Raw genomic sequence first — 25,049 nt, 5'->3', positions numbered from 1 at the left:
CGCGGTGCCGTTGAGACTTATTCTCGACTACGGTGGGAGGGGTACACATTGCCAATGCGCTCGTCGCCAGAAAGGCCAATTGCCATGGATATCACCGCATCTTCCCAGTGGAAAGACCTGGTCAAGGTTTATGAAGAAAAGCAGGATCTGCGCCTGCGCGATCTCTTCACCAAGGACGCGGACCGCGCCGAGAACTACACCTTCGACGCCGCTGGCCTGCACGTGGATTTATCCAAAAACCTCCTCGATGAAGACGTCCTCCAGCACTTGGTCGAGGTAGCCCGCGCCGCCGATGTGGAGGGCCGCCGCGATGCCATGTTTGCGGGCAAGCACCTTAATAACACCGAGGATCGCGCCGTGCTACACACCGCCCTGCGCCTGCCGGTGGAAGATGACTTGCACGTCGATGGCCAAGATGTCGCCGCCGATGTCCACGAAGTCTTGGGGCGCATGCGCGATTTCGCTACGGCCTTGCGCTCTGGCTCCTGGTTAGGGCATACCGGCCACACCATCAAAAAGGTGGTCAATATCGGCATCGGTGGTTCTGATCTCGGCCCTGCCATGGCCGTACAGGCCCTGCGCTCCTATGAGGTGGCCGGTATTTCCGCGGAGTTTGTCTCCAACGTGGATCCTGCCGATATGGCCGCTACCTTGGATGGACTCGATGCCGGCTCCACTGTCTTTATTGTCTCCTCCAAGACCTTTACCACCCAGGAAAGCCTGACTAATGCGCATGCGGCCCGCCGCTGGCTCATCGATCAATTCGATGGCGATGAATCCGCGGTGTCCAAGCACTTCGTGGCCGTATCCACCAATGCGGAGCAGGTGGAGGAATTTGGCATCGATACGGACAACATGTTCCCGTTCTGGAATTGGGTGGGTGGGCGCTACTCGCTTGATTCCGCCATCGGCCTGTCTTTGATGTGCACCATTGGCCCCATGGACTTCATGCGCTTTTTGGAAGGCTTCCACGCCATGGATGAACACTTCCGCACCACCCCGCTCGAGCGCAACGTGCCCGTGCTCATGGGTCTGCTGGGCATCTGGTACACCAATTTCTTCGGCGCCCAAACCCACGCCGTCCTGCCCTACTCGCAGGATCTCGGCCGCTTCCCTGCCTATCTGCAACAGCTGACCATGGAGTCCAACGGCAAGTCCGTGCGCCGCGATGGCACCGCGGTAACCACTGGGCAGACTGGCGAAATTTACTGGGGCGAGCCGGGCACCAACGGCCAGCACGCCTTCTACCAGCTCATGCACCAGGGAACCCGCCTCATCCCAGCGGACTTCATCGGCTTTGCCCGCCCCAAGGAGGACTTTCCCACCGCGGACGGCACCGGCTCGATGCATGATCTACTCATGGGCAACTTCTTCGCCCAAACCAAGGTGCTGGCCTTTGGTAAGACGGCAGAAGAAATTGCCGCCGAGGGCGTGGAGGAAGACCTCGTGCCGCACAAGGTGATGCCGGGCAACCGCCCCACTACCACGATTATGGCCGAGGAACTTACCCCTACCACCCTGGGTGCGCTCATCGCGCTCTACGAGCACATCGTCTTTACCCAAGGCATCATCTGGGATATCAATTCCTTCGATCAATGGGGCGTGGAGCTGGGCAAGCAGCAAGCTAATGACCTAGCACCGGCAGTCTCCGGCAAGGAGGAAGCCGCATCCGGCGACGGCTCCACCGACGAGCTCATCGGTTGGTACCGCAACCACCGCTAAGCACTGCTTGGCGACGTCCTCCCGGCCCACCGGGAGGATTTTTTCTACACTATGCACGGAGATGAAACCTTTGTGCACACGTATCCAAGGGAGCATCCGGCATGAAGTTTTCAGCGGACAATCACAGGATGTTCACTCAGTATTCACAGTCCATAATGAACGTTGACTGTAGACTCGATTGCACACAGGGCCCATCCTGACTGTCAACCAGATCGATTACTCCCGAAATGGAGAGAAATGCGTTTCGAGTCAAGTCCACCACCTCAATTCTCTTTTTCGCAGGACGCCCATGCTCTTTTGGGAAACCTCTCGAATAGAACTTCTCGCGAAATAACTTTAAAGTTTAGCACCCCAGAAGTTAGGTTTAGGACCCCAGAAGATAGCATCGTGCGCCATATTGGCCAAGCAGAATTCATAGATCCTGCCCGGCTAACCACTATCGAAGAACTGGACGGTGTAATCGCGGAAATTGGTATCCAAAAAGTTGTCAATCCGGATTCCTTTTATGACATCCCGCTGAAATTAGCTCCAAAGGAGTTTTGCGCAGAACTAGAAAAGGCCTCAATTCCCTTTTCAATGGTTGACGACGATGGAATCGTTCTCTACGAGCATTGGACTAAGTTCTTCATCGAAGATGATGAGATAGTCAACATTTCTTGGATGAACCGCGACTTTTACTCATATCTCGACGTCATTGAGGTGGCATTTCCCAGCAACACTGATTCTAGCGAGTATCGCGCTAACTACAGTCCGAGCAGTTCGTCTCACTTAAGCGTTCCCCAAGGGACCGAAAAGACAGTAGTATCCCCAGTGCTACCGGTGGCTGGTGTCGATGAGAAAGTGTGGGACCTCACCAAACAAGTATTGCCTGACGCCCCAGCCCTTGGAATGGGTTGGCGCAAAGAGATCATACGCCGCTCGACTCCAGAACAGCTCAACCAGATCATCCAACTACTTAAGCCCCTTGCGACTGCAAGTTTCGAAGACCCCGCAACGCGACAGTTTTTCGCCATCGCCATCAATCTCGGCGCCACCGACCTTGATATAACCCCCATAGTCGATGAGGCCGAGCACTACCAGGAGTCGACAGACCCAGATGTGCTGGACATGATCGACGATGACCAAGCGGGTCTTCTCGACGTCATCTGCCCATCAAATTTCAAACAGTTCAACCGCTATCTAAGTCTCAAGGGACCAGCACTCCTCGACAACCAAATTGAATTCCTGCGCAAAGCGGTAAGGAACGATGAATTTCGTATCGCACCAGAATTTCAATGGCTTTCTGCCTCCCGATTCGCCACTATCCCCGAATCGGCCTACGCCATATCTTTTATCGGGCACGAAGGTCGAATCCTATGGGATTCCGCGGAAGAAGAAGACCTTATAGAAACTTTCGAGGCGGAAAGAAAATGGCACTCAAATTAATCTTCGATCCCCTAAAGGCAGCCGTCCCAAAGCCGGACAGCTTTACCTGATGAAAACCACCCTCGGATACATCCTCGTCGGCGTCGTCTCCACAGAGGCATTCTTCGGCGCAGCCGTGATAATCCACCCTTATCGTGCACTTATTTCTGATATCAAAGACACCACGTGGTACCCGCTTGTTGAAAAGAATGAATTACTTATTCCACCCCTTCAAATCATCAAAAGTGATTTCCGCAAGGGGGGCGATTTTTATCCAATAAAAGACAAGAATGCGCCACATCCTGTGCCCTTTGATCGCTACTTTAACTACCGGTCGTCATTTCCATGGTCCCCAGAAGAACAAGCCTTCGTCCCAAGCTCAGAATCGCTACCGACGGACAAGCTCGGAACTTTTATGCCCAAGCAAGAAAGGCATATTGAATACACCCTTCATGACACCAATCCTCCCCAAGGCGGAATAGTTGACGAAGCACCCGAAGGAGCTTTCTTCATGCCTGCCGGTTTGCACATAGACCTTCATATAGAGTTCGCGCTAGAGGATGCACTCTGCCACCACGGCCTGATCGACACCCCGCGGCCCGCCCACCCCGACTTCAGCGACGATAAAGAACAAGGGCAAGACACTATGACTGCTGAGGCGCCTCAAGAAGACCAGCCACTATTCCACCTCGCCGAGCTCGACGGCATGACTACCCTCTTCGCCGCCCCGAACGCCATGCCAGAAGAAGTCGTGAGCACCATAGTGAAAGCCGGACACAACCCCAACGGCTACTTCCTCGAAAACTTAGCCCAACAACTACTGCTTGAATCCAATGTCTCCACCGACGGCATCGAGTTTGACAGCGAAGCAGGCACGTTCAGCCTCGTTGGCACTGCCGCCACCCTGCAACTGCTCAAGAAGCAACTCACTGACCTGTTCAGCGATACAACCCAGCTGCAGCAAAAGCTCAAACAAGCCCAAGCGGCAGGCACAGACTTCGACGACTAAAAAGCTCTTTGCCGACATACTGGCGGCATCGCCAGGTGCAGCACCGAGCCGCGTAAGCAGTCCTTGACTGCTACTGCCTGCGCCATTAAAGAATTCCCCGAGCTGGAGCTAGAGCTTGACCATCGGCTCCCAGCCGAAGGGAATCTCTTCCGAGTTCACAATTCGGCGGCCAAACGGGAAGCAGGTAACCGGAATCATCTTGAGGTTGGCCCAGGCAACGGGCAGACCGATGATGGTGATGGCCTGAATTACCGCGGTAATCAGGTGGCCGATAGACAGCCAGAGGCCCGCGATGGTGAACCACACGATATTGGAAAAGGCATTCATCCCGCTGGTGCCCTTCTTGGGTTGTACCACGGAGCGGCCGAAGGGCCACAAGGCGAAGTTAGCCATGCGGAACGACGCAACACCTGCGGGGATGGTCACGATGAGCACGCAGGCAAGGATGCCAAACAGGAAGTAGCCCAGGGCGAGGAAGACGCCGCCGGACAGGAGCCAAATGATATTGAATAGGAATTTAAGCAATGAACGCATGCCCGCCAGCATAACGATTCTTGCTTAGAGTTTCCCCTGAAGTGGCTGACAGTGCGGGCACCACCAGATGATGCGCTCTAACTCACCTTCATCGCCACCGCGATCCACGCCGCCGAGTGTGCCCTTGACAATGGTGGTACCGCACCGGCGGCAGCGCTTGCGATTGCGCCCGAAAACATAGGTGGTTTCCCCGGCGCGGCGCACGCCTGTGGTCACGCGGATAGGCGAGTTCCGGTTGGCCCACATGATGCGCCGGGCGATGTCGAGTATCTGCTCGGTATTGACACCGGCAACCGGCGTAACCGGGTGGATGCCGGCGAGGAAGCAGATTTCGGCGCGGTATTCATTGCCAATGCCCGCCACCACCTTTTGATCCAGCAGCGCGGTGCCGATGCTGCGCTCTGGTCGCGCGCGTAGACGGCGCACCGCCTCCTCGCGATCCCAGTCGGGGTCCAAGATATCGGGGCCAAGGTGTGCGATGCGGCTGTGGTACTCATCCGCGTCGAAGATATCGACAAAGCCCAGCCAGTGGCCCACGAGTTCAACATCGCGCGGTTGGTGGGCCAGTTGCAAGACGATGCGCGCGCTATGGCCGGGCTTGCGCCAGCGGTCACCGGAGTAGTGAATGGCCCAGGTGCCCTCCATTTTCAAGTGCGTGTGGACGATGGTCTGGTCAAATTGCATGAAGAGGTGCTTGCCATACGGCCACACGCGCTCGCAGATGGTGCCAGTAAGGTCAACCGTGGCGTGCTGCGGCACGCGCACAGAACAGCCGGTGACCTCGCGTCCGGCCATAAACTGCAGGCGGTGTGAAAGCTGCAGAACGGAATCGCCTTCGGGCATTGCCTATCCTCCTTTCGCGCGCACAGTGGCCCCACCAAAATACACCTGCGGGCGGATAGGGCTAGCGACGGTATCCGCCGCGTGGGCGGAAGCCACCGGAATTGCGCGGCGGCGGGGGCGGATCGTCGAAGCTGAGTTCCTCAATGGCCTCGGAGGCACGCCGCCCGGCGCGTTGCCCGCCGCGCGGTGCCTGCGGGGTGCGCGGCGGCGCGGCGCGCCCGGCAATGCGCACGCCCTTCGGTGTGATGCCGGCCCCGAGCGAGCGCAAGATGCCGGCCGCATCGGTCTGGTGGATGGGGCTGCCATTGCACTTTTCAATTACCAGCGGCGACATGTGCCCGGCCGCGATGAGTTCTACGAGCGCAGACAGGAGGCGGGCGTAGACGTCGGCGGTCTCGATTCCATCGGGCAGGGCGTCGATGAACGTGGTCAAGGTCTTGCCGCCCCGGGTGAGGTGGGCGATGGGCAGGCCATCGCACAGCACGACCAATGCCCCGGCGGAGCGGGCAGGCCCGCCAGTGGCCTTGCCATCGGCATCGTCGCGCTGCGGCCAGGGCAGCGCCGCACCATAGGGGTTGGCGGGATCCACGGCGGCGAGCACGAAGGTCTCTGGATCGGTGGTGCCAGACGGCCAGCCGGTGACATCGGGAGAATCCGCCAAGCCGCGGAGGCGATCAATGATGGCCGGGGTGGAAAATTGCGCAGCACCGAGATCCTCGATGACGTAGCCGCGCATGGCCTTGCCGGATTCCTCGAAGCCGGAAAGGACCTTATAGGCCAGCGCGAAGCCGCCGAGGACGTCTTCTGCCACCACGGAACCGCGGGTGACCACGCCGTAACGATCTAGCCAAGCCTCGCCGTGCGCCACAGACCGCGAGGTGGCGTCCTGGGCGGCGGGCACCGCCAGCGACCAACGCCCGAGCATATCGGGCGGGGTGTGGCCGGCTCCGCCGGTCGCGTTCTGGGTCTGGGCGAACGAGGTGCGGCCCATGCGCAGCCGCGAGCGCGTGGGGCGCCGCTTGGAGCGGTGGGCGGTAGAGCCGCGGCCAGCGCGGGAAGCCCCTCGCCCGCCTGCCGATAAGCGCGCGCGGATGGGCGCGAAGGAATCCGGGCTGGCCAAGCCCATCTCCACCAGCCCCCAGAAGGCCTCGCGGGTTTCCTCGGCGGTACCGGGGACCTCGGCGGCGATATCGGAAAAGAGGAAGCCGCCACCGCGCTCGAGCACGCCTAAAATGGCGCGTTGCAACATGCTTACGCCCTCCGGATCGGTTTCGGGGGCGAGCTGGGCGGCGTAATCGGCGGGCAGGAGCATCACCCACGGGTCAGCGGCCCCGGCTTTTCCAGCACCGACGATCATCACCTCACCATTGGCGGTCAGCTCATCCAGCATGCGCGGCGAATAATCGCCCACGCGGGCGGGCAGGATGATGGACTCCCATGCGGAGGCGGGAAGGCGTACCCCGGCGAGCTGTTCGAGGGCAGAAAATACGCCATCGGCACCGCGGAGTGCCGGCCGCTTACCAGCGGGCGCGATGCCGTGCCATTCTGGGAGGAACCGGGCGAAGGCGGCGCCGGAGACGGGCTCGGTATCCGCGCGCGCGGCCGCGAGCGAGCGGGAGCGGATGGTCTTTAATACCTCGGCGGCGCAGTACTCCTGGTCCTCTATTCCCTGCCGGTAGTGGCCCTCCACGATCGAATCCAGGCCAGCCAGGGTGGTATGTGCAGCGGAGACGGAAATTCCGAAGGCAGCGGTTAAGTCCGCGAGCACGAACGGGCCGCGGGTGCGCGCCCAGCGGCTGATGAGCTGTGGGAGGGCATCGGCAAGCGTGGCGACCTGGGCGGGGATGCCGGGAGGGATGGGAACACCGAGGGCATCGCGCAGCAGCGCCGCGTCCTGGGACTGGGCCAGGTGCTCGCGCCCGCCGATGCGCACCCGCATAATCCGCGTGCCCAGGCTATCCAGGGCGGCTAAGGGAACATCCGTATGCTCGCCCAGCTCCTCGACCGGGATGGGGCCGAGCACCCGGAGGAGATCTGCGACCTCTTCGGTGGTGCGCGCCCGGCGCGAGGGAGCGGTGCGCTGCAGTTGGGCATGGACCTCATCGATGATCGCGGGATCCAAGAGCTCGCGCAGCTCCACCGTGCCGAGCAGCTTGGCCAAAAGCGCCGGGTCAAGTGCGAGTGCCGCCGCCCGCTTTTCCGCCAGCGGGGAATCGCCCTCGTACATGAAGGCGCCGGTGTAATTAAAAAGCAGCGAGGAGGCAAAGGGCGAAGGCTGATCCGTAGTGACCTCCGCAATGCGCACGCGGCGGTGCCCCAGATCGCGCATGACCTCCTGCAGCGCCGGCACATCGTAGACGTCCTGCACGCACTCGCGCACCGTTTCCAAAATGATGGGAAAGGACGGGTATTTGCGGGCGACGTCCAAGAGCTGCTCGGCGCGCTGGCGCTGCTGCCATAGCGGGGCGCGCTTGCCGGGATTGCGGCGGGGCAAAAGCAGCGCGCGGGCCGCGCACTCGCGGAAGCGGGAGGCAAAGAGCGCGGAATTGCCCACCTGCTCGGCCACGACATCGGCAATATCGTCGGCGTCGAAGGCAAAAATCGTGCCATCAGGATCGGCCTCGCCTTCGGGCAGGCGCAGCACGATGCCATCATCGCCGGCCACCGCCTGCGGGTCCATGCCAGTGCGCTCCCCCACCCGCGCACCCACCGCCAAGGCCCAGGCGGAGTTAACCGGCCGGCCAAAGGGCGTATGCAGTACCACGCGCCAGTCCCCCAACTCATCCTTGAAGCGCTCGAGCACGAGCGTCTTTTCATCCGGAATAATGCCGGTGGCCTCCTGCTGTTCGCGCAGGTAGGACAAGATATTGCTGCGGGCATTCTCATCAGCATCCGCGATAATGCTCGGGTCCGTATTCACCTCGCGGCGATACTCGCCCAAGGCCTGGCCCAGCTCGTACGGGCGCCCGGCGCCATCGCCATTCCAAAATGGCAGCCGGCCCGTATGCCCCGGCGCGGGCGTGACTAGGACCTGATCGCGGGTGATCTCCTCGATGCGCCAGCTGGTCGCGCCCAAGGTAAAGACATCGCCCACGCGGGATTCATAAACCATTTCTTCATCAAGCTCGCCCACCCGGCGCGGGGCCTTCCCAGACTCCCCACCGCTATAGAGGAAGACGCCAAACATTCCCCTATCCGGGATGGTGCCGCCGCTAGTCACGGCTACTCGCTGCGCCCCTGGGCGCGGGGTCATCACACCGGATACGCGGTCATACACCACGCGGGGTTTTAGCTCCGCAAAATCCGTGGATGGGTAAACGCCGCTGACCAGATCAATCACGGAATCATAGACCTCGCGGGCCAGCTCGCGGTAAGGATGGCTGCGCTTGACGGTGTCATACCAGTCATCCGCGCTTAAGCCTTCCTCGCCCGCTGCAGCTACCGCCGCCACGGTCTGCTGCGCGAGCACGTCCAGCGGGTTGCGCGGGGTATGCATCTTCTCAATCATCCCGCCGCGCATGCGCGCAACCGTCAGCGTGGATTGCACCAGGTCCGCGCGGTGCTTGGGATAAAACGCGCCGTGCGATACCGCGCCCACGTGGTGCCCGGCGCGGCCCACGCGCTGCAGGCCCGAGGCCACCGAGGGCGGCGATTCCACCTGCACCACCAAATCCACCGCGCCCATGTCGATGCCCAGCTCCAGCGAGCTCGTGGCCACCACGGCCTTCAGCGTGCCTTCCTTTAGCATCGTTTCCGTCATGGCGCGCTCGTCCTTGGACACCGAGCCGTGGTGCGCCCGCGCGATGACCGCCGGCGCTTTGCCCGCAACATGAGAGTGCGCCATCAGCTGGGCGGGATCGCGCCGGGTTTCCGGTGAGAGCGAATCCGGGTCGTATTCCTGCGCGTAAAGCTCGTTAAGCCGGCTGGTCAGGCGCTCAGCGCTGCGCCGCGAGTTCACAAAGACCAGCGTGGAGCGATGCGCCATGATGTCGGCGTAGAGGTCTTGGGTAATAAACGGCCAGATGGAATTCGCGGTGGGCAGCGCGGTGTCTTCTTCCCCGCCGAAGTCCTCCCCGCCGTCGCCGCTGCCTTCCGGCCCGCCGGTAATACCAATGGCATCATCGACGGTGAGCTCCCCAATGGTCGAGCCCGCCTCCGGCGTGGGGAGATCCGACATATCCTCTACCGGCACGCGCACATCCAAGTCCCACTTCTTGTGCGCTTCCGGCGCCACGATTTCCACCGGGCGGTTGCCGCCCAAGAAATCCGAGACGGCCGAAAGCGGGCGCACCGTGGCAGAAAGCCCAATGCGTTGAAAATCCCCCGCAATTTCTTGCAGGCGCTCCAGCGTCAGGGCGAGGTGCGCGCCGCGCTTGGTGCCGGCCAGCGCGTGGATTTCATCGATGATGACGGTATCGACGGTTTTCAAAATCCCCGCCGCCTTCGAGGTCAGCATCAAATACGCCGATTCCGGGGTGGTAATGAGGATATCCGGCGGCTTGCGCACCTGCCGGGAGCGCTCTGCCGAGGGCGTATCGCCCGAGCGCACGCCCACGGAAATATTCGGCACCTCCAACCCCAGCTTTTCCGCGGTGCGCGCAATGCCGGTTAGCGGCGCCCGCAGGTTATTTTCCACGTCCACGCCCAGCGCTTTGAGCGGCGAGATATACAGCACCCGCACGCCCGTCGCGGAGCCGGAAGCATTGCCTACCGGCAGGGTCAATTGTCCTTCGCGCTCCACCAGGTTATTCAGCGCCCATAAAAACGCCGCGAGCGTCTTACCAGAACCGGTGGGGGCAACCATCAGAGCGTGATCCCCGCGGGAAATCTTGTCCCATGCCTGGGCTTGTACCGCGGTGGGAGCGGCAAAAACATCCTGGAACCACTGCGCCACTTGGGGGCGAAAGCGTTCGAGGATGTTTTCTGGCATGACCACACTCTAGTCCCCGTTGTAATGTGGGCACCATGACCGTCGAGATTTCTGATTCCCGCCTGACCAATTCGCTCGCCCAAGGCTGCGGCGAGATTTTAAAGGGTGTGCGCAATGGTGGCCTGCTGCGGGGCCTTTCGCTTGGCGATGCCGGCGATGACGCCGCCCAAGAATGGATCGCCCGTGTATTAGAACAGCACCGGCCCGGCGATGGCGTGCTCTCTGAAGAGGCCTCCGATGATCTCGCCCGGCTAAAAAAGAAGCGCGTTTGGATCGTGGACCCGCTTGACGGCACCAAGGAATTTGCCACCGGCCGCCAGGACTGGGCGGTACACATCGCGCTCATTGAGGATGGCACCCCGGTCCACGCTGCGGTGGGCCTGCCGGATTACGGCGTGACCTTCAAGTCTTCCGATGTGCGCGCCGTCGACGGCCCTCTGTCTAAGAAATTCGTCATCTCCCGCAATCGCCCACCCAAGGTGGCCGGCTATATCGCAGAACAGATGGGCTATGAAACCGAGGGCATAGGTTCCGCCGGCGCTAAGGCCATGCACGTGCTGCTGGGCGATTATGACGGTTATATTCACGCCGGCGGCCAATACGAGTGGGACCAAGCCGCCCCGGTAGGCGTGGCCATGGCAGCCGGCCTGCACTGCTCCCGCCTCGATGGCAGCCCCATCACCTTCAATAACGAGGACACCTTCATCCCCGATCTGCTCATCTGCCGCCCCGAGCTCAAAGACGAGATTCTAGAGCACGCCGCGGCCTTTGCCGAGGAGAATGGCGGCTTCTAAACTGGTGCCTATGATTGAGACTCCTTATGAGGATCTCCTCCGCCGCGTCCTCGAAGAAGGCACGGCCAAAGGCGATCGCACCGGCACCGGCACGCGCTCCATTTTCGGCGCGCAGCTGCGCTATAACCTGTCGGAATCCTTCCCGCTGCTGACCACGAAGAAGGTCTACTTTCGCGGGGTCATCGGCGAGCTGCTGTGGTTCCTGCGCGGTGATTCCAATGTGAAATTCCTGCAGGATAATAACGTGCGCATCTGGAACGAGTGGGCCGATGAGAATGGCAATTTGGGCCCAGTCTACGGCGTGCAGTGGCGCTCTTGGCCCACCCCGGACGGGAAGCACATCGACCAAATCCAGCAGGCGCTTGACACCCTGAAGAATAACCCGGACTCGCGCCGCAACCTGGTCTCCGCGTGGAATGTATCTGGGCTCGACCAGATGGCACTTATGCCCTGCCACCTGCTCTTCCAGCTCTACGTGGCCAATGACACGCTGTCGCTGCAGGTCTACCAGCGCTCGGCGGATATGTTCCTGGGCGTGCCCTTCAATATCGCCTCCTATGCGGCGCTGACCCACATGTTTGCCCAGCAAGCCGACCTCAAGGTGGGCGATCTCATCTGGACCGGAGGCGATTGCCACATCTACAACAACCACGTGGAGCAAGTCCAAGAGCAGCTTTCCCGCGAGCCGCGTGAGTACCCGCAGCTCAAGCTCAACAGGGCGAAGGACCTCTTCTCCTATGACTTCGCCGATTTTGAGGTGCAGGGCTACGACCCACACCCGGCCATCAAGGCGCAGGTGTCGGTCTAATGCTCGGCGCGATCTGGGCGCAGTCCCTGGACGGCATCATCGGCGATGGCGCACAGATGCCCTGGCACGTGCCGGAGGACCTCAAGCACTTCAAGGACGTCACCATGGGCGCGCCTGTCATCATGGGCCGCAAGACCTGGGAGTCCCTCAACCCCAAGTTCCGCCCCCTACCCGGCCGGGACAATTACGTGCTCTCCTCGCGCGCGCCTGGCACGTGGTCAACTGGTGCTACGGTGGGCAAGACGATGCCCGCGCTTGCCGATGCCTGGGTCATCGGCGGCGGCCAAATCTACACCGCCGCCTTGGACCAGGTGGACCGCATCGAGGTCACTCTCATGGGCGTAAACATCGGCGATATCTATGGCGAGGATGCCGTCTTTGCCCCGGATATCCCCGATACGTTCGGCTTGGCCTACAGCACGGATTGGCTTACCTCTGACAAAGGGCATTTAGAGCTTCCCGAGCAGCCGGCCAGCGAGCTACCCATGAAGTACCGCTTTTTAACTTACGATAGAAAGGACGCAGCATAATGACTGTACAAGCACCCGAAACCAATGCCGATGTCACCATCTTCTACGCCGACTGGTGCCCATTTTGCGCCAAGCTCATTAAGAACTTGGACCGCACCGAAACCCCGTACGAGCTCGTGGACGTAGAGGGCGATAACGCCGATGACATCAACGAGTGGATCAAGTCCGTCAACGACGGCAACCGCATCATCCCCACCGTCTTGTATTCCGACGGCACCCACGAAACCAACCCGCCCGCATCCTCCGTGCGCAACAAGCAGGAAGAACTGGCAGACACCTAAACCTCATAGCTAAGGCTGCTGGCCGGACCTATACAAATGGCCGCGCACGCAGCCTTTTGGGGCGCACTCGCGCCCCACTGCTATGATGATCCGAGTTGCATACGCAACATCCCCGCCCCAGTAGCTCAGGGGATAGAGCACGGCTCTCCTAAAGCCGGTGTCGGAAGTTCGAATCTTCTCTGGGGCACCAATTTGTACCCCTCTGACCTGCATCAGAGGGGTAGATTTTTCCACGCTTCTGCTTATTGACCCCGCGTACCAAAACACTAAGGTCGTCAAAATCGGTTTTGATACGGTTTAGTCATGAGCCAGACGCGTCCGCACAACATTGGCATCGTACTTTTTGATGGGTTCGAGTTACTCGATGTTTTTGGCCCCGCAGAAGTACTCGCAAATACACCAGGCCTTGAAGTCAACTATCTGTCAAAACATGACAGTCCGGTAAGCAGCGCTCAAGGGGTACGCATAGTTCCGACAATGCGTTTTGAATCTTTCTCTGGAGATACTCTGCTTGTACCAGGAGGACGCGGTACACGCTCACTTGCTCAAGATCCAGAATTCCTCCGCCAGCTAACCGCCCTTGCAAGCTCGGCGGACATCATCACCTCAGTTTGTACTGGGTCAGCGCTACTCGCCGCCGCGGGCCTTTTAGAAAACCACACCGCTACCACAAATAAGAACGCGTTCGACTGGGTTAGAACGCACGGCCAGAAAATTGAATGGAAAAAGCAAGCTCGATGGGTCCACGACGGCAATCTCTGGACATCATCCGGTGTGGCGGCAGGAATTGATATGGCGGTGGCCTTCATTACTCACTTCTTCGGTGAAGAAACAGCACTCTCAGTGACCAACCATATTGAGCTCATCGTCAACAGCAATCCCGATAACGATCCGTTTGCTGTCTGATTTCATTCGGTCCAAGCATGCAGAGGCGGTACACCTTAGTTCCCTCATATCAACAAATAGTTATTTTATGATCCCTATAAACCGCTTATCTGCATTCGCCCCCATTAAGGGTAAATCTTCAGATCAAACTAGAAATACCTTATAAACAGTATTATACGTTTTAGGTAAGCCTTACTTTCCCTACTGTTTATGAATCGAGGTTTACCATGACCCAACAGTCCTCTACGCCTGCACGGAATACAAGCTCATCCAGTGGGTCGACGGCACGTTTAAACACCAGAGATCTCATCAACGCTGGCATCTTTTCCGCACTTTACTTTGTAATCACTTTTGTAACCGGGATGGTTGGATTCGCAGGACCCCAATTCATGTTCATTGGCTGGTTCATCGCGGCAATCGCAAATGGAATCGTGCTAGCGCTTTATGCCGCCCGCACGCCCAAAATGGGCGCTTTCACCCTTGTCGGCGGTATTAACGGATTAGCATTCATGCTCACCGGGCACTACTTCTGGACCTTGCTGGGAAGCATAATTCTTGGGTTTATCGCGGATTTGATTATCACAAAAAGCCACCTCGGGATTGCCAAGTCCTTCCCTATTGCCTATGGCGTCTTCTGCGCCTGGGTTTCTTTGCCTTTTATCCCGCTAATTATGGATACGGACTCATACTACGTCGATATCGCAGACCAAATGGGCCAAGAATACGCCGATGCTATGTCGGATATCTTCCAGCCATGGACCATTGGAGCACTGGCCATTTGCGCGCTCATCGTCGGCTTTATCGGAGGAAAGGTCGGAGTTCGCGTCAGCCGCAAACACTTTGAAAGCGCTGGTCTCCTGTGAGCCTGCAGAAACAGGGCGTGCTTCGTCGAGCTTCGATCGATCCACGGACCGTGCTGCTTTCTGTTCTAGTAATCAATGCGGTAGCTCTCAGCCACGGCCACCTACCGACACTGCTGATTTCTATCGCCTTCAGCTCCATCGCACTAGCTACAGTAAAGCCACACTATGGTCTTATTTGCCTGTGCGCTTTTGCATTATCCTATCTAGGGTATTGGGGCCTATTACAGCTTCCTGGCTCCACATTTTTCGCTTTTTCGGCGGCAATTTTTTCGTGGCTAAGCCGTTTTGTCATCAGCATGTCCATCGGCGCATTCGGCTTGCTCACTCTCACACCATCCACGTTGACCTCAGCACTGCGGGACCTGCGTTTACCAGGCTGGGCCACCATTCCACCGGCGGTATTCCTGCGCGTTTTGCCGATCATCGTGGCAGAAGCCAAAGCCATCCGCGATGCCATGGTCCTTCGGGGTCTCCAACCCGGAGTAAAAAGCTGGTTCACACAGCCCACACAATCATCCGCGATGCTGATCATCCCCTTATTAGGCGCCGTCGTCCGCGCTGGTGATGAGCTCGCTGCCTCTGCTCTTGTCCGCGGATTGGGAGGACCCACACGCCCAACCACCACCGCCGATCTTTCCTTCAAGCTTGTCGATGCAACTGCAATAGCTGGGTTGGGCCTCGTTGTTGCCTCTGTCTGGCTTCCCACGGAGGTCCACTTATGAACGAACGCAGTATCGCAACCAGTGTAAACGCCCATAACGTTTCTTTTACATATCCATTGGGCGCTCGGCCAGGCATTCAAGGTGTATCTGATGTGTCTTTTTCTGTCTCTCCAGGACAGTGCCTACTGATTACCGGTGATTCCGGATCGGGAAAGTCCACGGTACTCAAGTTGATCAACGGACTCATCCCCCATTTCAATCCAGGAGAGCTACTAGGCACCATCACTATTACAAAGGATGACCAGGCTTTTAACCCTGCGCAGGAACCGCTCTCCCGCGCCATCGAGTTCAGCGCCTCAGTATTCCAGAATCCACGGACGCAGTTTTTCACTGAAAGCGTCAATGCAGAATTAGCCTTCGGACTAGAAAACCTTGGTATGGATCCCGCAGAAATTGAGTCGAGGATTCAATCAGCGGTCGAGTTGCTAGGCATTAACGATCTTCGGGGCCGGCGATTCAAAGAATTATCCGGTGGACAGTTACAAACCGTGGCATGCGCATGCGCGCTTGTGTCTCCGGGCAGTCTCGTGCTTCTCGATGAACCCACGTCCAATCTCTCCATGGAAAGCATCGAGATTCTCGCACGCGTGCTACACCGCTTGAAGGAATTAGGCACAACGATCATTATCGCTGATCACCGCCTCTTTTTCTTAAAAGATATCGCTGACCAAGTTATTTACTTGACTCAGGGAAAAATAGCGCGGAGTTTCCACGCGCAAGAGTTTTATGCCTTAGACGAACCCGAACGCAAACAATTGGGGCTACGCAGCTTACACCACGTTCCCCTGCCCGCGAGCGTGCCGGCACCACCCACGCCCGAAAACGCCGATCCCCAGCGGAGCGGACTCGAGTTAAGCAACATCCGTTTTTCTTATGGCACGCATGAGGTGCTAAACATTGACCACGCATTTTTCCCCAGCGGCGAAGTCACCGCCTTAATCGGGCCCAACGGGGTTGGCAAAACCACCCTCGCCAGAATCATTTGTGGTCTTGCCTCTCCCAAACGCGGCGGTAGCCTCCGTTTGAACAGCAAACGAGTAGGAGCAGCAGCTCGGAGGCGCAGCGCGTACATGGTGATGCAGGATGTTGGCCGCCAGCTATTCGCTGGCACCACCGAAGAAGAGGTCACGCTCGGACTGGCAAAGAAGAAGCGGGACCACATCGATGTCAACGAGATTCTCCATCGCCTCGATCTGGAAGAGATGGCCCAACGGCATCCGCAGTCTCTGTCCGGTGGGCAACGGCAACGCTTAGCCATAGCTTCAGCCCAAGCCGAGCAAGCAGAGGTCTACATCTTCGATGAACCTACCTCTGGAGTGGGCTGGCGCCAACTGCAATCCATCTCTGCGCTGCTTCGATCTCTTGCAGCAAGCGGCGCAGTGGTCATCGTTATCACCCATGACCACGAATTCATCCAAGAATCAGTCACCAGAATCATCGATATGACGGAAATCAATAAGAATCGAGAAAGAAATGTCTGAGGTAAAACAAAGTTCCACAGAATCAAGCGGAACCCACGCACCAGAATCACACGGTGCGTCACCGGAAGAAGAGGCTCGCGCAAAACAAAAAGCCGGCCAAGTCGCTCTAAAAAAGCTACTGGCCCCAGTGCAAACAACCATCTACTTCGCACAGTTTCTCGCGCTTATATCCTCGGTACTCGCCGTAGCACCCTACGTCGCGTTGGTGGCACTGGGAAATGCTCTAATCGACGGCAATACTGATGACGTCGCGTCCATTGTGAAATGGCTCCTTGCAGCATTTTTGGGCCAGCTATTCTTCTATTTCCTTGCCCTTACGATCACCCACTTCGCTGATGCAAAGCTGGTGGGGATCAACCGGCGCCGAATTATTACCGCTATTGCGAAAGCACCGCTGTCTTGGTTTAGCCAGACTAATTCCGGCAAAGTCCGCAAAGCAGTCGAGGACGATACGCTAACTCTGCACACCCTGACAGCCCATGCTCCTGTAGAGCAAGTTGCCGCAATCTTCACGCCTCTTGCGCTTCTAGTTTATGCCTTTATCTTGGATTGGCGCCTTGGCCTACTTTCTATTGCCACTGTGCCCATTTTCCTAGCAATCCAGGCGTATTCAATGAAAGATATGGGCACAAAAACTGCGGAAATGGACGATTATCTTGGAGAGGTTTCTGCCACTGCAGTGGAGTTCTCCGAAGGTATTTCCGTCGTCAAGGCTTTTGGCACCGTTGGCAAAGCCCACGCTCGGTACCGCGAAGCTGCTAAACAATTCGCTGACTTCTATTACGAGTGGGTACGTCCGCTTCTTCGCGTTAGCGCAATTTCAGAATCCGTGGTGGCGGTTCCCGTGCTCATCCTTATCAATATAGGAGTCGGTTCTCTGCTAATAGCCGGGGACTATGTCACGGTTGCTGAAGTCATCGCCACAACGTTGATTGCACTGGTGATCCCAGGCACGATTCAAACCGTCGGCCGCATGATGTGGTCTTACCAGCTCGCTGGCAATGCGGCGTTGCGCCTCGATGAAGTCATGACAATTTCCCACGTGAATGAAGGCTCAAAGAGCCTCGATGCCAGTAGTCAAGACATGGAGGTGGAATTCCACAAGGTCAGCTTTAGCTACGCCCCAGACACACCAGTCCTCCAAGACTTTTCTGCGCAATTAAACGCAGGCACTGTCACGGCATTGATTGGCCCCTCCGGGTCTGGCAAATCCACAGCAGCAACGATGCTGGCGCGTTTCCAGGATCCAGATTCGGGCACAATCACTATCAACAACGTGGATATCCGTGATCTCACTTTCGACAGTTTGTACCGCACTGTGGCTTTCGTCTTACAAGATCCTCACTTACTGCGCATGAGTATTCGGGAAAACATTCGCCTTGCACGCCCAGAAGCTCGCGATGAAGAAATCTGGCAAGCAGCAGAGGCTGCGCACATAGCTGCTGATATTCGCGCTTTACCGGCTGGGCTCGACACCGTTGTTGGTGAGGACATCTCTTTATCCGGTGGACAACAGCAACGCATTTCTATTGCCCGGGCAATTATTACCAATGCCCCAATCTTGATCCTGGATGAAGCTACTGCGGCAACTGATCCTGACTGCGAAGCAGAAATTCAAGCGGCTCTGGCCACACTCGTAAGAGACAAGACCGTCTTGGTCATCGCCCACAAGCCGGAGTCCATCCAAGGCGCAGACCAAATAATCCGCCTCAAGCCTGTGAAGGATAATTCTCATGTCTAATGCCACCACGCCTGCTAGTTCGCGTCTTCGTGATCCGCTACTTACTCGCAGTGTCAAAAAGCTGCAAAGTCCTGTAGGCCATAAGCTCAATAAAAGGCATGCTTGTCTATCGCTTATCGTTGGCGTGCTTGACGGCCTCGCCGTTCTCACGCTCGTGCCACTTACAAAGGCACTCGATGGGGATACGACGATCGCACCATGGGTGTGGACGCTTTTGGCAATTGCGCTCGTAGCTTTTGCGCTACGATTTTTCGCAACCATGGCCTCTTACCACACGGCCTTGGATTTCATCCGAACCGCGCACACGACTGTGGGCGATAAATTAGCAACGCTACCGCTCGGCTGGTTCGTACCGGCTAATACCGGCGGCCTATCTCGCCTCGTCTCAGATCGCTTTATGGCGGCGGCCGAGACCATTGCGCATATTCAAGGCACGATATACCGCGATAGCGCGGCACTTGTCACCTTGTTAGTAGGAGCGTGTTTCTGGAATCTGCGGTTGGGATTGGTCTTTCTAATCATCGCACCAGTGGCGCTGGCGGTGATGCAGTTGGCTGCGTGGATTCGTGAGAAAGCATCGAACCGCGCACTCGGGCCGAGTAAAGAGCTCTCCCAGCGCATCGTAGAATTTGCTAACCGCCAGCCGGCCTTGCGCGCGGCGGGAAAATCACAAGGGTTTACGCCACTTGAGCAAGCACTAGAAATCGATCATAAAGCACGGATACGCGAGCTATGGGTATCCACATTAGCTTTGCTACTCAACGGCATAGTAGTGCAGATCTTCATCGTGGCGCTCATTACGGTCTCCGCGGATCTTGCCGTTGAAGGCGCCCTATCGCCACTAGAAACAATTGCGATCATCGGAATCAGCTTGAGGTTTACCCGCACGCTTGAGCAGCTGGGCTCTTCTTTCGTCGGTTTAGACGTCGGCCGTATCGCACTCGCAGAAACCGAACTCATCACCGATGCCCCTTCCCTGCCAGAACCCACTACTCCGCGCACAGGAGACGGTTCGGGCAGTGTTGAGCTGCGCGATGTCACGTTTGGATACGGAGATAAGCCGGTATTGGTCGATGTCGCCTTCCACGCCCAACCGGGCACCGTTACCGCCATTGTCGGTCCTTCTGGCTCCGGAAAGACCACAATTGCGCGCCTTATCTCGCGATTCTGGGATGTAGATTCCGGGGCGGTGATGGTTGACGGCGTAGATATCCGCGAGCTTGGAACCGAACAGCTAATGTCCAGATTATCCATGGTCTTTCAGGACGTCTATCTCTTCGATGATTCGCTGATTGCTAATATCCGCGTTGGTCGTCCCGATGCCTGCGATGAGGAAATCTTCCGTGCAGCTAATCTTTCAGGCGTGACGTCTATTGCGAACCGGCTAGGGTGGCACACTCCGGTTGGTGAAGGGGGACGGCTTCTGTCCGGCGGCGAGCGCCAGCGCGTATCTGTTGCTCGCGCGCTGCTCAAGCAAGCGCCGATTGTCCTCTTTGATGAAGCAACTTCCGCACTCGATGCAGAAAATGAGGCAAATATCCTTGCCGCAATGGACGAGCTACGGGAGAAGTCTACTTTTATCGTTATCGCCCATAAGCTGGATACAATCAAATCTGCTGATCAAATCGTAGTCTTGGATGAACACGGGCACGTCAGCCAGCTGGGCACGCATTCTGAGCTTTCCGATGTCCCCGGTATCTACCGTCACTTCTGGCAGCAACGCAAAGCAGCACGCGGGTGGAAAATCAGTTCGGGACGCGATTAACGCGGGCACCGAGATCGACGTTGTTTGCGGGGCACCCTTCTCCCCCGCAGCACGGCGCACCCGAAGTGCACCAACAAAGCCCAGAGCGAGGAATGCGGTAGCGGCGACGAGTGACCACTGCGCGGCGTTGGTCAAGCCCTCGCTTAAGGCCTGCACCACTGCTCCAAGCGCACGGTGCTTTGCGTTGCGGAGGCGAACCCTAGGCCCAAGCCGTACAGGGTCAGCGGCGCAGCGATGATCCAACCATTCGTATCCGGCCCCATAAGCAGGACGAGGATAAGGACGCCGACGGCTTCCAATCCGAGCCCGATGAGCACGGTGCCAGGCGCCCCCGTACCGTGCCGCGACGTGGGGGCTGCCGCGCCGGAGAGAATGCACCGACTGCCATGGCCGCCAGCACAAGGCCTGCCGACATCGTGCTAAGGTCCAACGTATTAATCAGGTACAGCGGCAACGCGAAGATGATGGCAAACTCGCCGATTGCTACCGCACCAGCGGTGATATTGCCCCACGAAAACGTGGAATAAGAAAACAAGCCTAGGTCCAGCAGCGCCGAGAGGTGACCCCGCTCACGGTGCTTTTCCGCCGGATAAACAGCGCGAACCCCACAGCCGAAATCGCGAGCGCCACCGGCAAGCGGTCCGACCGCTGCTTCGCCGGAAATCACCGCGCTCCGCACACCAAAGGCTGCGGCGCGGTACTTGCCGCGAAACACGGCATTAACGGTCGAAAGCACGGACGACATGATGAACGCAGCACCGATTTCCTGTACTGCGCACGCGGAGATCAGCGTGGCGGCGGAGGTAGAAAATCCCGCCAATACGCTGCCTGCCACAAATATTGTCAGGCCGATGAGGAAGGCGCGCTTGCGTCCCCAGGTATCAGCAATCTTGCCCGTTGACAGCAGCAGCGCAGCTAATAGCACCGCATAGAGGCTGTTGACCCACTGCGCCTGCGTCAGGTTGAGCTGCAGGTCAGTAATGATCTATGGCAATGCCACGCCGACGATCGTGCCATCAAGAACGATGACGCCCAGTCCGATGGAAAGGACCGCCAGGCTTATCCGATCGCGGCGAGTAGGCGCTGTGACGTTTTCTTGTGCGCTGTGCTCGCTCATTGTTAGGCGTTCACCGAAGCATTGGCGCTGCCGTCATCCGGGTCCTTGATGGCCCGCCCCAGATTTACGAGGAAGACCGTCAGCCCCACCGTGATAAAGATGTGGCCCAGCCCGGCGATGCCCGAAATCATCTCATTGGATTCCTTGCCCAACACCGTCAATATGCCGTGTGAAATTTGCATGCCGACGGTGAGCACCACGCCTACGTTGTAGAGCCAGAAGAACGAGTTGAACAGCTGGTGGTGCCGCGACAGTGCAAAGACCTTTTCCAACGCCAAGAAGATAAGGAATAGCATGAAGCCTAGCGCCAGCAAGTGGGTGTGAGCCACGCTTAGCTGCGTATATTCGCCTTCCGGGAAATCTTGTAGCTTCGTAAACTCCCGATAAAACAAGCCGGCGACCAAGCCCAAGACGAGGTAGAAAATCGCTGCCCTGTACAAAGCCTTCATATTATTACTCCTTCCCAGTCATCGCTGTGACTGTATAGCCGAGGGGATCAAGTTCTCTAAATACATATCTTGCCCCGACTTGTCCGGCTTTGAATCGCAGAGGCGGTTGAACTTTGAATCAACCAGTAGGTTGATTCAAAGAGAGTGACCTCGGGACCACTTCAGGTCCCGCAAGGAGTGCAGCACCAAAACTAGCGCTTCTAGCGCTCGGCTTTTATATTTTTTCAAATACAGGACCGGAACGGGCCAGCGCGAGGATCACCAGCACGGTCCCGAGGCCCGCTAAAAGCAATGGAACCACAGCATTGCCTGATTGCTGCCCAGCATCGGCAGTATCAATTCCCATGTTAATTAAAATAGGCGCCGCGATGACCAAAACCACACCGAGAAATCCGGTAGCCAACGACAACCGCAATTTCCGATTCATCACTTGTCCTTATTCTTTCGACGCCGTTCGGAAGCATAATCCGCCAGCGATAAAACAACGCCTATGAGCAAAATTGTGACCATTAAAGTCAGTGCCCAGTGATAGTCATTAAACAGAACCCCGAGCACGATGACTATCAAGGCTGACACGCAAAATGGCCGGAAATGATTCCACAAGCTTCTCATGGTTCTCAGGCTACCTCTGCCGCGATTCATTATGGACACGCGGGGTGAACCCAGGTACATGAGCAGACTTGTTCGCGAATGCGTCGTTTAGTCAGCGTCTATGCCCCCTTGTGCCCCAACGCATAAGGTCTGGACCCCTTCACACACTATTCGCGATTTTGTGAAGCCCTCTAGAAAGGATTTCCTCGTTACGCCAAATAGGAAATTTCAAGAAACTTGCGAATCCGTTCGAAGGTGAAAACATACTCCCTGGTGCTAAAAGCACTCCAGCTGATGCAGCGAAGGACGCCAACGTTGTAGCGTCTCGGTGAGTATTTATCCAAATGGAAGTGCCTCCATCGACCGGCAAGATATCCCACTCGGGTAGTAATTCAGAAACAAATCGTGTTGTAAGCTCGAAACCTTTTGTGAGCATTTTGCGACGCTCGCTTCGAGCCTCCTTGGCTTTATCCAATAGTTTAACCGCGATTAGCTGCTCGAATACTGGTGGAGCCAAATCTGACACTTTTCTAACCTCGCGTAGCATGTGAATATTGTTTTCAGAGCTACGAACCCAACCAATACGCAAACCTCCCCAAAAAAGCTTCGAGAGGGTTCCAATCAATAAGTGATTGTCATCCGGAATACGTCCGGCCAATGTCCTACCTACCGAAATTCCTAATGTGAGATCAAAACTACTGCAATCCTCAATAATTTTTACTTTATAGTGCAGTGCATACTCAGCGAGCTTTGTTACACGCTCTTCAGATAAAATCGTTCCTGTGGGGTTATGTACACTGGCCTGACAATATAAAACTTCGTCATGCGTCCCGCCTAAATATCTCTCTAGGCTTGAAGTCCCGAGAGCGGCCCGTGGAATCGCATGCGTCCTAATACCTTTGAGCGATAACGCTTCCAAAGTTCCGCGATAGGTTGGATCCTCGCAAAAAATCGTATCCCCTTGAGGTCAAGTCCCGTGTAGTGGTGTAGCCGTTTGTGCTTTCGGCTCGGTATTCAGTTCTGTGTTTGAGGTCAGGCGGTTAGCTGGGTGTGGTCACCATTGGCGTCTCCTGTGCGGTGCATGAGGTGTCTGGTGTGTTCGAGTGCGGTCAGTGACATGTAGCGTTTTTGTTGGATCCAATCGTCGTGTTGCTCGGCTAGGACCGCACCGACAAGCCGGATGATGGATTCTCGGTTCGGGAAGATGCCCACAACATCGGTGCGCCGGCGGATTTCCCGGTTTAACCGTTCTGTGGGGTTATTCGACCAGACCTTCGACCACACCGACTTCGGGGCTGCGGTAAACGCTAATACTTCATCGAGTGATTCCTCCAGATAGGTCGCAACTTGCGGGAACTTCGGCTCTAGTAGATCGACTACCTCACGGGCTTGGGACCAGGTGGATTGGGCATCTGGTTGTTGAAAGATGGTCTGGAACATTGCAGAGACCATAGGCCATTGTGTCTTCGGGACCTTCTCGTAAAGGTTCTTCGCAAAATGGGTGCGGCAGCGCTGCCACGACGCATCAGGTAGTACTTCGGAAATGGCGTGTTGGATGCCTTCGTGGGCATCACTGGTGATAAGGAATACGCCGGTAAGTCCGCGGGCTTTTAGGTCCTGGAAGAAGCCTTTCCACAACGCGTTGGATTCCGTGGTGGCGACATGCATGCCAAGCATCTCGCGATACCCGTCAGCGTTGACCCCAGTAGCAAGCAGCACTGAGCATTTGACCACACGGCCGCCTTCGCGCACTTTGATTGTCAGCGCGTCGCAGGACAGGTAGGCGTAGCCGCCGGGATCGAGCGGACGGTTTTTGAAATCGGCGACCATCTCGTCGAGTTCTTCTGCCATGCGTGAAACTTGGGATTTCGACATGTTGGCAATACCCAACGTGGCTACCAGGTCGTTCATTCTGCGGGTGGAAACCCCTTTGAGGTAGCAGGTTGCAATGACGGTCGATAAGGCCCGTTCTGCCCGCGTACGGCGTTCTAACAACCAGTCTGGGAAGAATGCGCCGTGACGCAACTTCGGTACTGCGACATCGATCGTGCCGACACGGGTGTCAAGGTCGCGGTGGCGGTACCCATTGCGGTGGTTGACGCGTTCGGTGGAGGCAACGCCGTATTCGGCGCCGCAGACGGTGTCGGCCTGGGCGGAGAGGATTTGGTTGATAAACCCTTGCAGCATCTGGCGCATCAAGTCAGGGGAGGCTTGAGCGAGCAGATCATCCAAGTAGGTTGTCGGGTCGATAGAATGTGGTGCAGCGGTCATCGTCATATGCCTTTTGGGGTTGCCCGCAAATCGTGGACACGTAGTTAAGCTGCTTAGGGGTTAAGCAGCGGTTTTCTTATTACCATTTTGATCAGCGAGCTGGGCTTCGAAATCGACGGGGCTTACCATCCCGATGGCTGAGTGTCGACGGCGCCGGTTGTAGACAATCTCAATCCAGCGAGCCACCGCCTTCCGGGCTTCGTCACGGGTTCGCCATTTCTTCCGATCGTAGAATTCGGTCTTCAATGTCGACCAGAACGACTCGGCCATCGCATTGTCAAAGCAGACACCAGTACGGCCGACCGATTG

The 25,049-nt window shown here is 57.3% G+C and carries 23 protein-coding genes and 1 tRNA gene; 14 read left to right on the top strand and 10 right to left on the bottom strand.

Annotation, left to right across the window (positions count from 1 at the left end; all coding sequences use genetic code 11):
* Nucleotides 1-84: 84 nt before the first annotated feature.
* The 3 genes from pgi (at nucleotide 85) to ABRP84_RS01695 (ending at nucleotide 4,135) form a co-directional block, all read left to right on the top strand.
* Nucleotides 85-1,722: a glucose-6-phosphate isomerase gene (gene pgi / locus ABRP84_RS01705; protein ID WP_349852375.1), complete on the top strand. Its 1,638-nt coding sequence runs from the start codon at nucleotides 85-87 to the stop codon at nucleotides 1,720-1,722.
* Between the two features lie 387 nt (nucleotides 1,723-2,109).
* Nucleotides 2,110-3,147 (top strand): hypothetical protein, encoded by a 1,038-nt coding sequence (locus tag ABRP84_RS01700; RefSeq protein WP_349852373.1) that lies wholly within the window; start codon nucleotides 2,110-2,112, stop codon nucleotides 3,145-3,147.
* A 49-nt stretch (nucleotides 3,148-3,196) separates the two neighbouring features.
* On the top strand, nucleotides 3,197-4,135 hold the full coding sequence (locus tag ABRP84_RS01695; RefSeq protein ID WP_349852371.1) for an Imm51 family immunity protein: 939 nt from the start codon (nucleotides 3,197-3,199) through the stop codon (nucleotides 4,133-4,135).
* A gap of 108 nt (nucleotides 4,136-4,243) precedes the next feature.
* Here ABRP84_RS01695 and ABRP84_RS01690 read toward each other — a convergent pair whose 3' ends face one another.
* From ABRP84_RS01690 to ABRP84_RS01680, 3 genes are all read right to left on the bottom strand, one after another.
* Nucleotides 4,244-4,669, bottom strand: a complete 426-nt coding sequence (locus ABRP84_RS01690) for a YccF domain-containing protein (RefSeq protein WP_349852369.1) — start codon at nucleotides 4,667-4,669, stop codon at nucleotides 4,244-4,246.
* 24 nt (nucleotides 4,670-4,693) lie between these two features.
* Nucleotides 4,694-5,512, bottom strand: a complete 819-nt coding sequence (locus ABRP84_RS01685; RefSeq protein ID WP_349852367.1) for a DNA-formamidopyrimidine glycosylase family protein — start codon at nucleotides 5,510-5,512, stop codon at nucleotides 4,694-4,696.
* Nucleotides 5,513-5,573: 61 nt separating this feature from the next.
* Nucleotides 5,574-10,442: an Lhr family ATP-dependent helicase gene (locus tag ABRP84_RS01680; RefSeq protein ID WP_349852365.1), complete on the bottom strand. Its 4,869-nt coding sequence runs from the start codon at nucleotides 10,440-10,442 to the stop codon at nucleotides 5,574-5,576.
* Nucleotides 10,443-10,477: 35 nt separating this feature from the next.
* Here ABRP84_RS01680 and ABRP84_RS01675 point away from each other — a divergent pair, with 35 nt between their 5' ends.
* The 11 genes from ABRP84_RS01675 to ABRP84_RS01625 all read left to right on the top strand — a co-directional run bounded on the left by ABRP84_RS01675 (nucleotide 10,478) and on the right by ABRP84_RS01625 (nucleotide 20,312).
* Nucleotides 10,478-11,236 carry a 3'(2'),5'-bisphosphate nucleotidase CysQ gene (locus ABRP84_RS01675; protein ID WP_349852363.1) on the top strand — a complete coding sequence of 253 codons (759 nt, stop codon included), beginning with the start codon at nucleotides 10,478-10,480 and terminating at the stop codon, nucleotides 11,234-11,236.
* A gap of 1 nt (nucleotide 11,237) precedes the next feature.
* Nucleotides 11,238-12,044: a thymidylate synthase gene (locus tag ABRP84_RS01670; RefSeq protein ID WP_349852645.1), complete on the top strand. Its 807-nt coding sequence runs from the start codon at nucleotides 11,238-11,240 to the stop codon at nucleotides 12,042-12,044.
* Nucleotides 12,044-12,574 carry a dihydrofolate reductase gene (locus ABRP84_RS01665; RefSeq protein ID WP_349852361.1) on the top strand — a complete coding sequence of 177 codons (531 nt, stop codon included), beginning with the start codon at nucleotides 12,044-12,046 and terminating at the stop codon, nucleotides 12,572-12,574. The genes ABRP84_RS01670 and ABRP84_RS01665 overlap by 1 nt, the downstream gene beginning before the upstream one ends.
* Nucleotides 12,574-12,855 carry a glutaredoxin domain-containing protein gene (locus ABRP84_RS01660; RefSeq protein WP_023017602.1) on the top strand — a complete coding sequence of 94 codons (282 nt, stop codon included), beginning with the start codon at nucleotides 12,574-12,576 and terminating at the stop codon, nucleotides 12,853-12,855. The genes ABRP84_RS01665 and ABRP84_RS01660 overlap by 1 nt, the downstream gene beginning before the upstream one ends.
* Before the next feature lie 114 nt (nucleotides 12,856-12,969).
* Nucleotides 12,970-13,045: transfer RNA gene (locus ABRP84_RS01655), tRNA-Arg, on the top strand.
* A 113-nt stretch (nucleotides 13,046-13,158) separates the two neighbouring features.
* The gene (locus ABRP84_RS01650) at nucleotides 13,159-13,761 is read left to right on the top strand and encodes a DJ-1/PfpI family protein (RefSeq protein ID WP_349852358.1); all 603 of its coding nucleotides are present in this window, start codon (nucleotides 13,159-13,161) and stop codon (nucleotides 13,759-13,761) included.
* Between the two features lie 206 nt (nucleotides 13,762-13,967).
* Nucleotides 13,968-14,603, top strand: coding sequence for an MptD family putative ECF transporter S component (locus ABRP84_RS01645; RefSeq protein ID WP_284631136.1), 636 nt, complete (start codon nucleotides 13,968-13,970; stop codon nucleotides 14,601-14,603).
* Nucleotides 14,600-15,325: an energy-coupling factor transporter transmembrane component T family protein gene (locus ABRP84_RS01640; RefSeq protein WP_349852356.1), complete on the top strand. Its 726-nt coding sequence runs from the start codon at nucleotides 14,600-14,602 to the stop codon at nucleotides 15,323-15,325. The genes ABRP84_RS01645 and ABRP84_RS01640 overlap by 4 nt, the downstream gene beginning before the upstream one ends.
* Nucleotides 15,322-16,806, top strand: coding sequence for an ABC transporter ATP-binding protein (locus ABRP84_RS01635; RefSeq protein ID WP_349852354.1), 1,485 nt, complete (start codon nucleotides 15,322-15,324; stop codon nucleotides 16,804-16,806). Before ABRP84_RS01640 ends, ABRP84_RS01635 begins: the two co-directional genes overlap by 4 nt.
* Nucleotides 16,799-18,547, top strand: a complete 1,749-nt coding sequence (locus ABRP84_RS01630; protein WP_023028512.1) for an ABC transporter ATP-binding protein — start codon at nucleotides 16,799-16,801, stop codon at nucleotides 18,545-18,547. Before ABRP84_RS01635 ends, ABRP84_RS01630 begins: the two co-directional genes overlap by 8 nt.
* On the top strand, nucleotides 18,540-20,312 hold the full coding sequence (locus tag ABRP84_RS01625; protein WP_349852351.1) for an ABC transporter ATP-binding protein: 1,773 nt from the start codon (nucleotides 18,540-18,542) through the stop codon (nucleotides 20,310-20,312). Before ABRP84_RS01630 ends, ABRP84_RS01625 begins: the two co-directional genes overlap by 8 nt.
* 220 nt (nucleotides 20,313-20,532) lie before the next feature.
* Here the strand turns inward: ABRP84_RS01625 and ABRP84_RS01620 are convergent, their stop codons facing one another.
* The 7 genes from ABRP84_RS01620 to ABRP84_RS01590 all read right to left on the bottom strand — a co-directional run.
* Complete coding sequence (locus ABRP84_RS01620; RefSeq protein ID WP_005281914.1) at nucleotides 20,533-21,237, bottom strand: MFS transporter; 705 nt, start codon at nucleotides 21,235-21,237, stop codon at nucleotides 20,533-20,535.
* Between the two features lie 60 nt (nucleotides 21,238-21,297).
* A complete protein-coding gene (locus ABRP84_RS01615) occupies nucleotides 21,298-21,429 on the bottom strand; it encodes a hypothetical protein (RefSeq protein ID WP_005281912.1) in 132 nt (43 codons plus the stop codon).
* A gap of 2 nt (nucleotides 21,430-21,431) precedes the next feature.
* Nucleotides 21,432-21,878: a DUF2871 domain-containing protein gene (locus ABRP84_RS01610; RefSeq protein ID WP_005281911.1), complete on the bottom strand. Its 447-nt coding sequence runs from the start codon at nucleotides 21,876-21,878 to the stop codon at nucleotides 21,432-21,434.
* Nucleotides 21,879-22,092: 214 nt separating this feature from the next.
* Nucleotides 22,093-22,305 carry a hypothetical protein gene (locus ABRP84_RS01605; RefSeq protein ID WP_005281909.1) on the bottom strand — a complete coding sequence of 71 codons (213 nt, stop codon included), beginning with the start codon at nucleotides 22,303-22,305 and terminating at the stop codon, nucleotides 22,093-22,095.
* Nucleotides 22,306-22,629: 324 nt separating this feature from the next.
* Nucleotides 22,630-23,421, bottom strand: a complete 792-nt coding sequence (locus tag ABRP84_RS01600) for an aminotransferase class I/II-fold pyridoxal phosphate-dependent enzyme (RefSeq protein WP_349852644.1) — start codon at nucleotides 23,419-23,421, stop codon at nucleotides 22,630-22,632.
* 80 nt (nucleotides 23,422-23,501) lie between these two features.
* Nucleotides 23,502-24,740, bottom strand: a complete 1,239-nt coding sequence (locus ABRP84_RS01595; RefSeq protein WP_349852348.1) for an IS256 family transposase — start codon at nucleotides 24,738-24,740, stop codon at nucleotides 23,502-23,504.
* Between the two features lie 60 nt (nucleotides 24,741-24,800).
* Nucleotides 24,801-25,049: integrase core domain-containing protein (locus ABRP84_RS01590; protein WP_349852346.1), on the bottom strand; the 249-nt coding region annotated here is incomplete at its 5' end.

The sequence above is a fragment of the Corynebacterium sp. KPL2861 genome (genome assembly GCF_040225475.1).
Classification (GTDB): Bacteria; Actinomycetota; Actinomycetes; order Mycobacteriales; family Mycobacteriaceae; genus Corynebacterium.
Note: the sequence above shows the minus strand (reverse complement) of the source record. Positions and strands in the feature narration are given on the sequence as shown.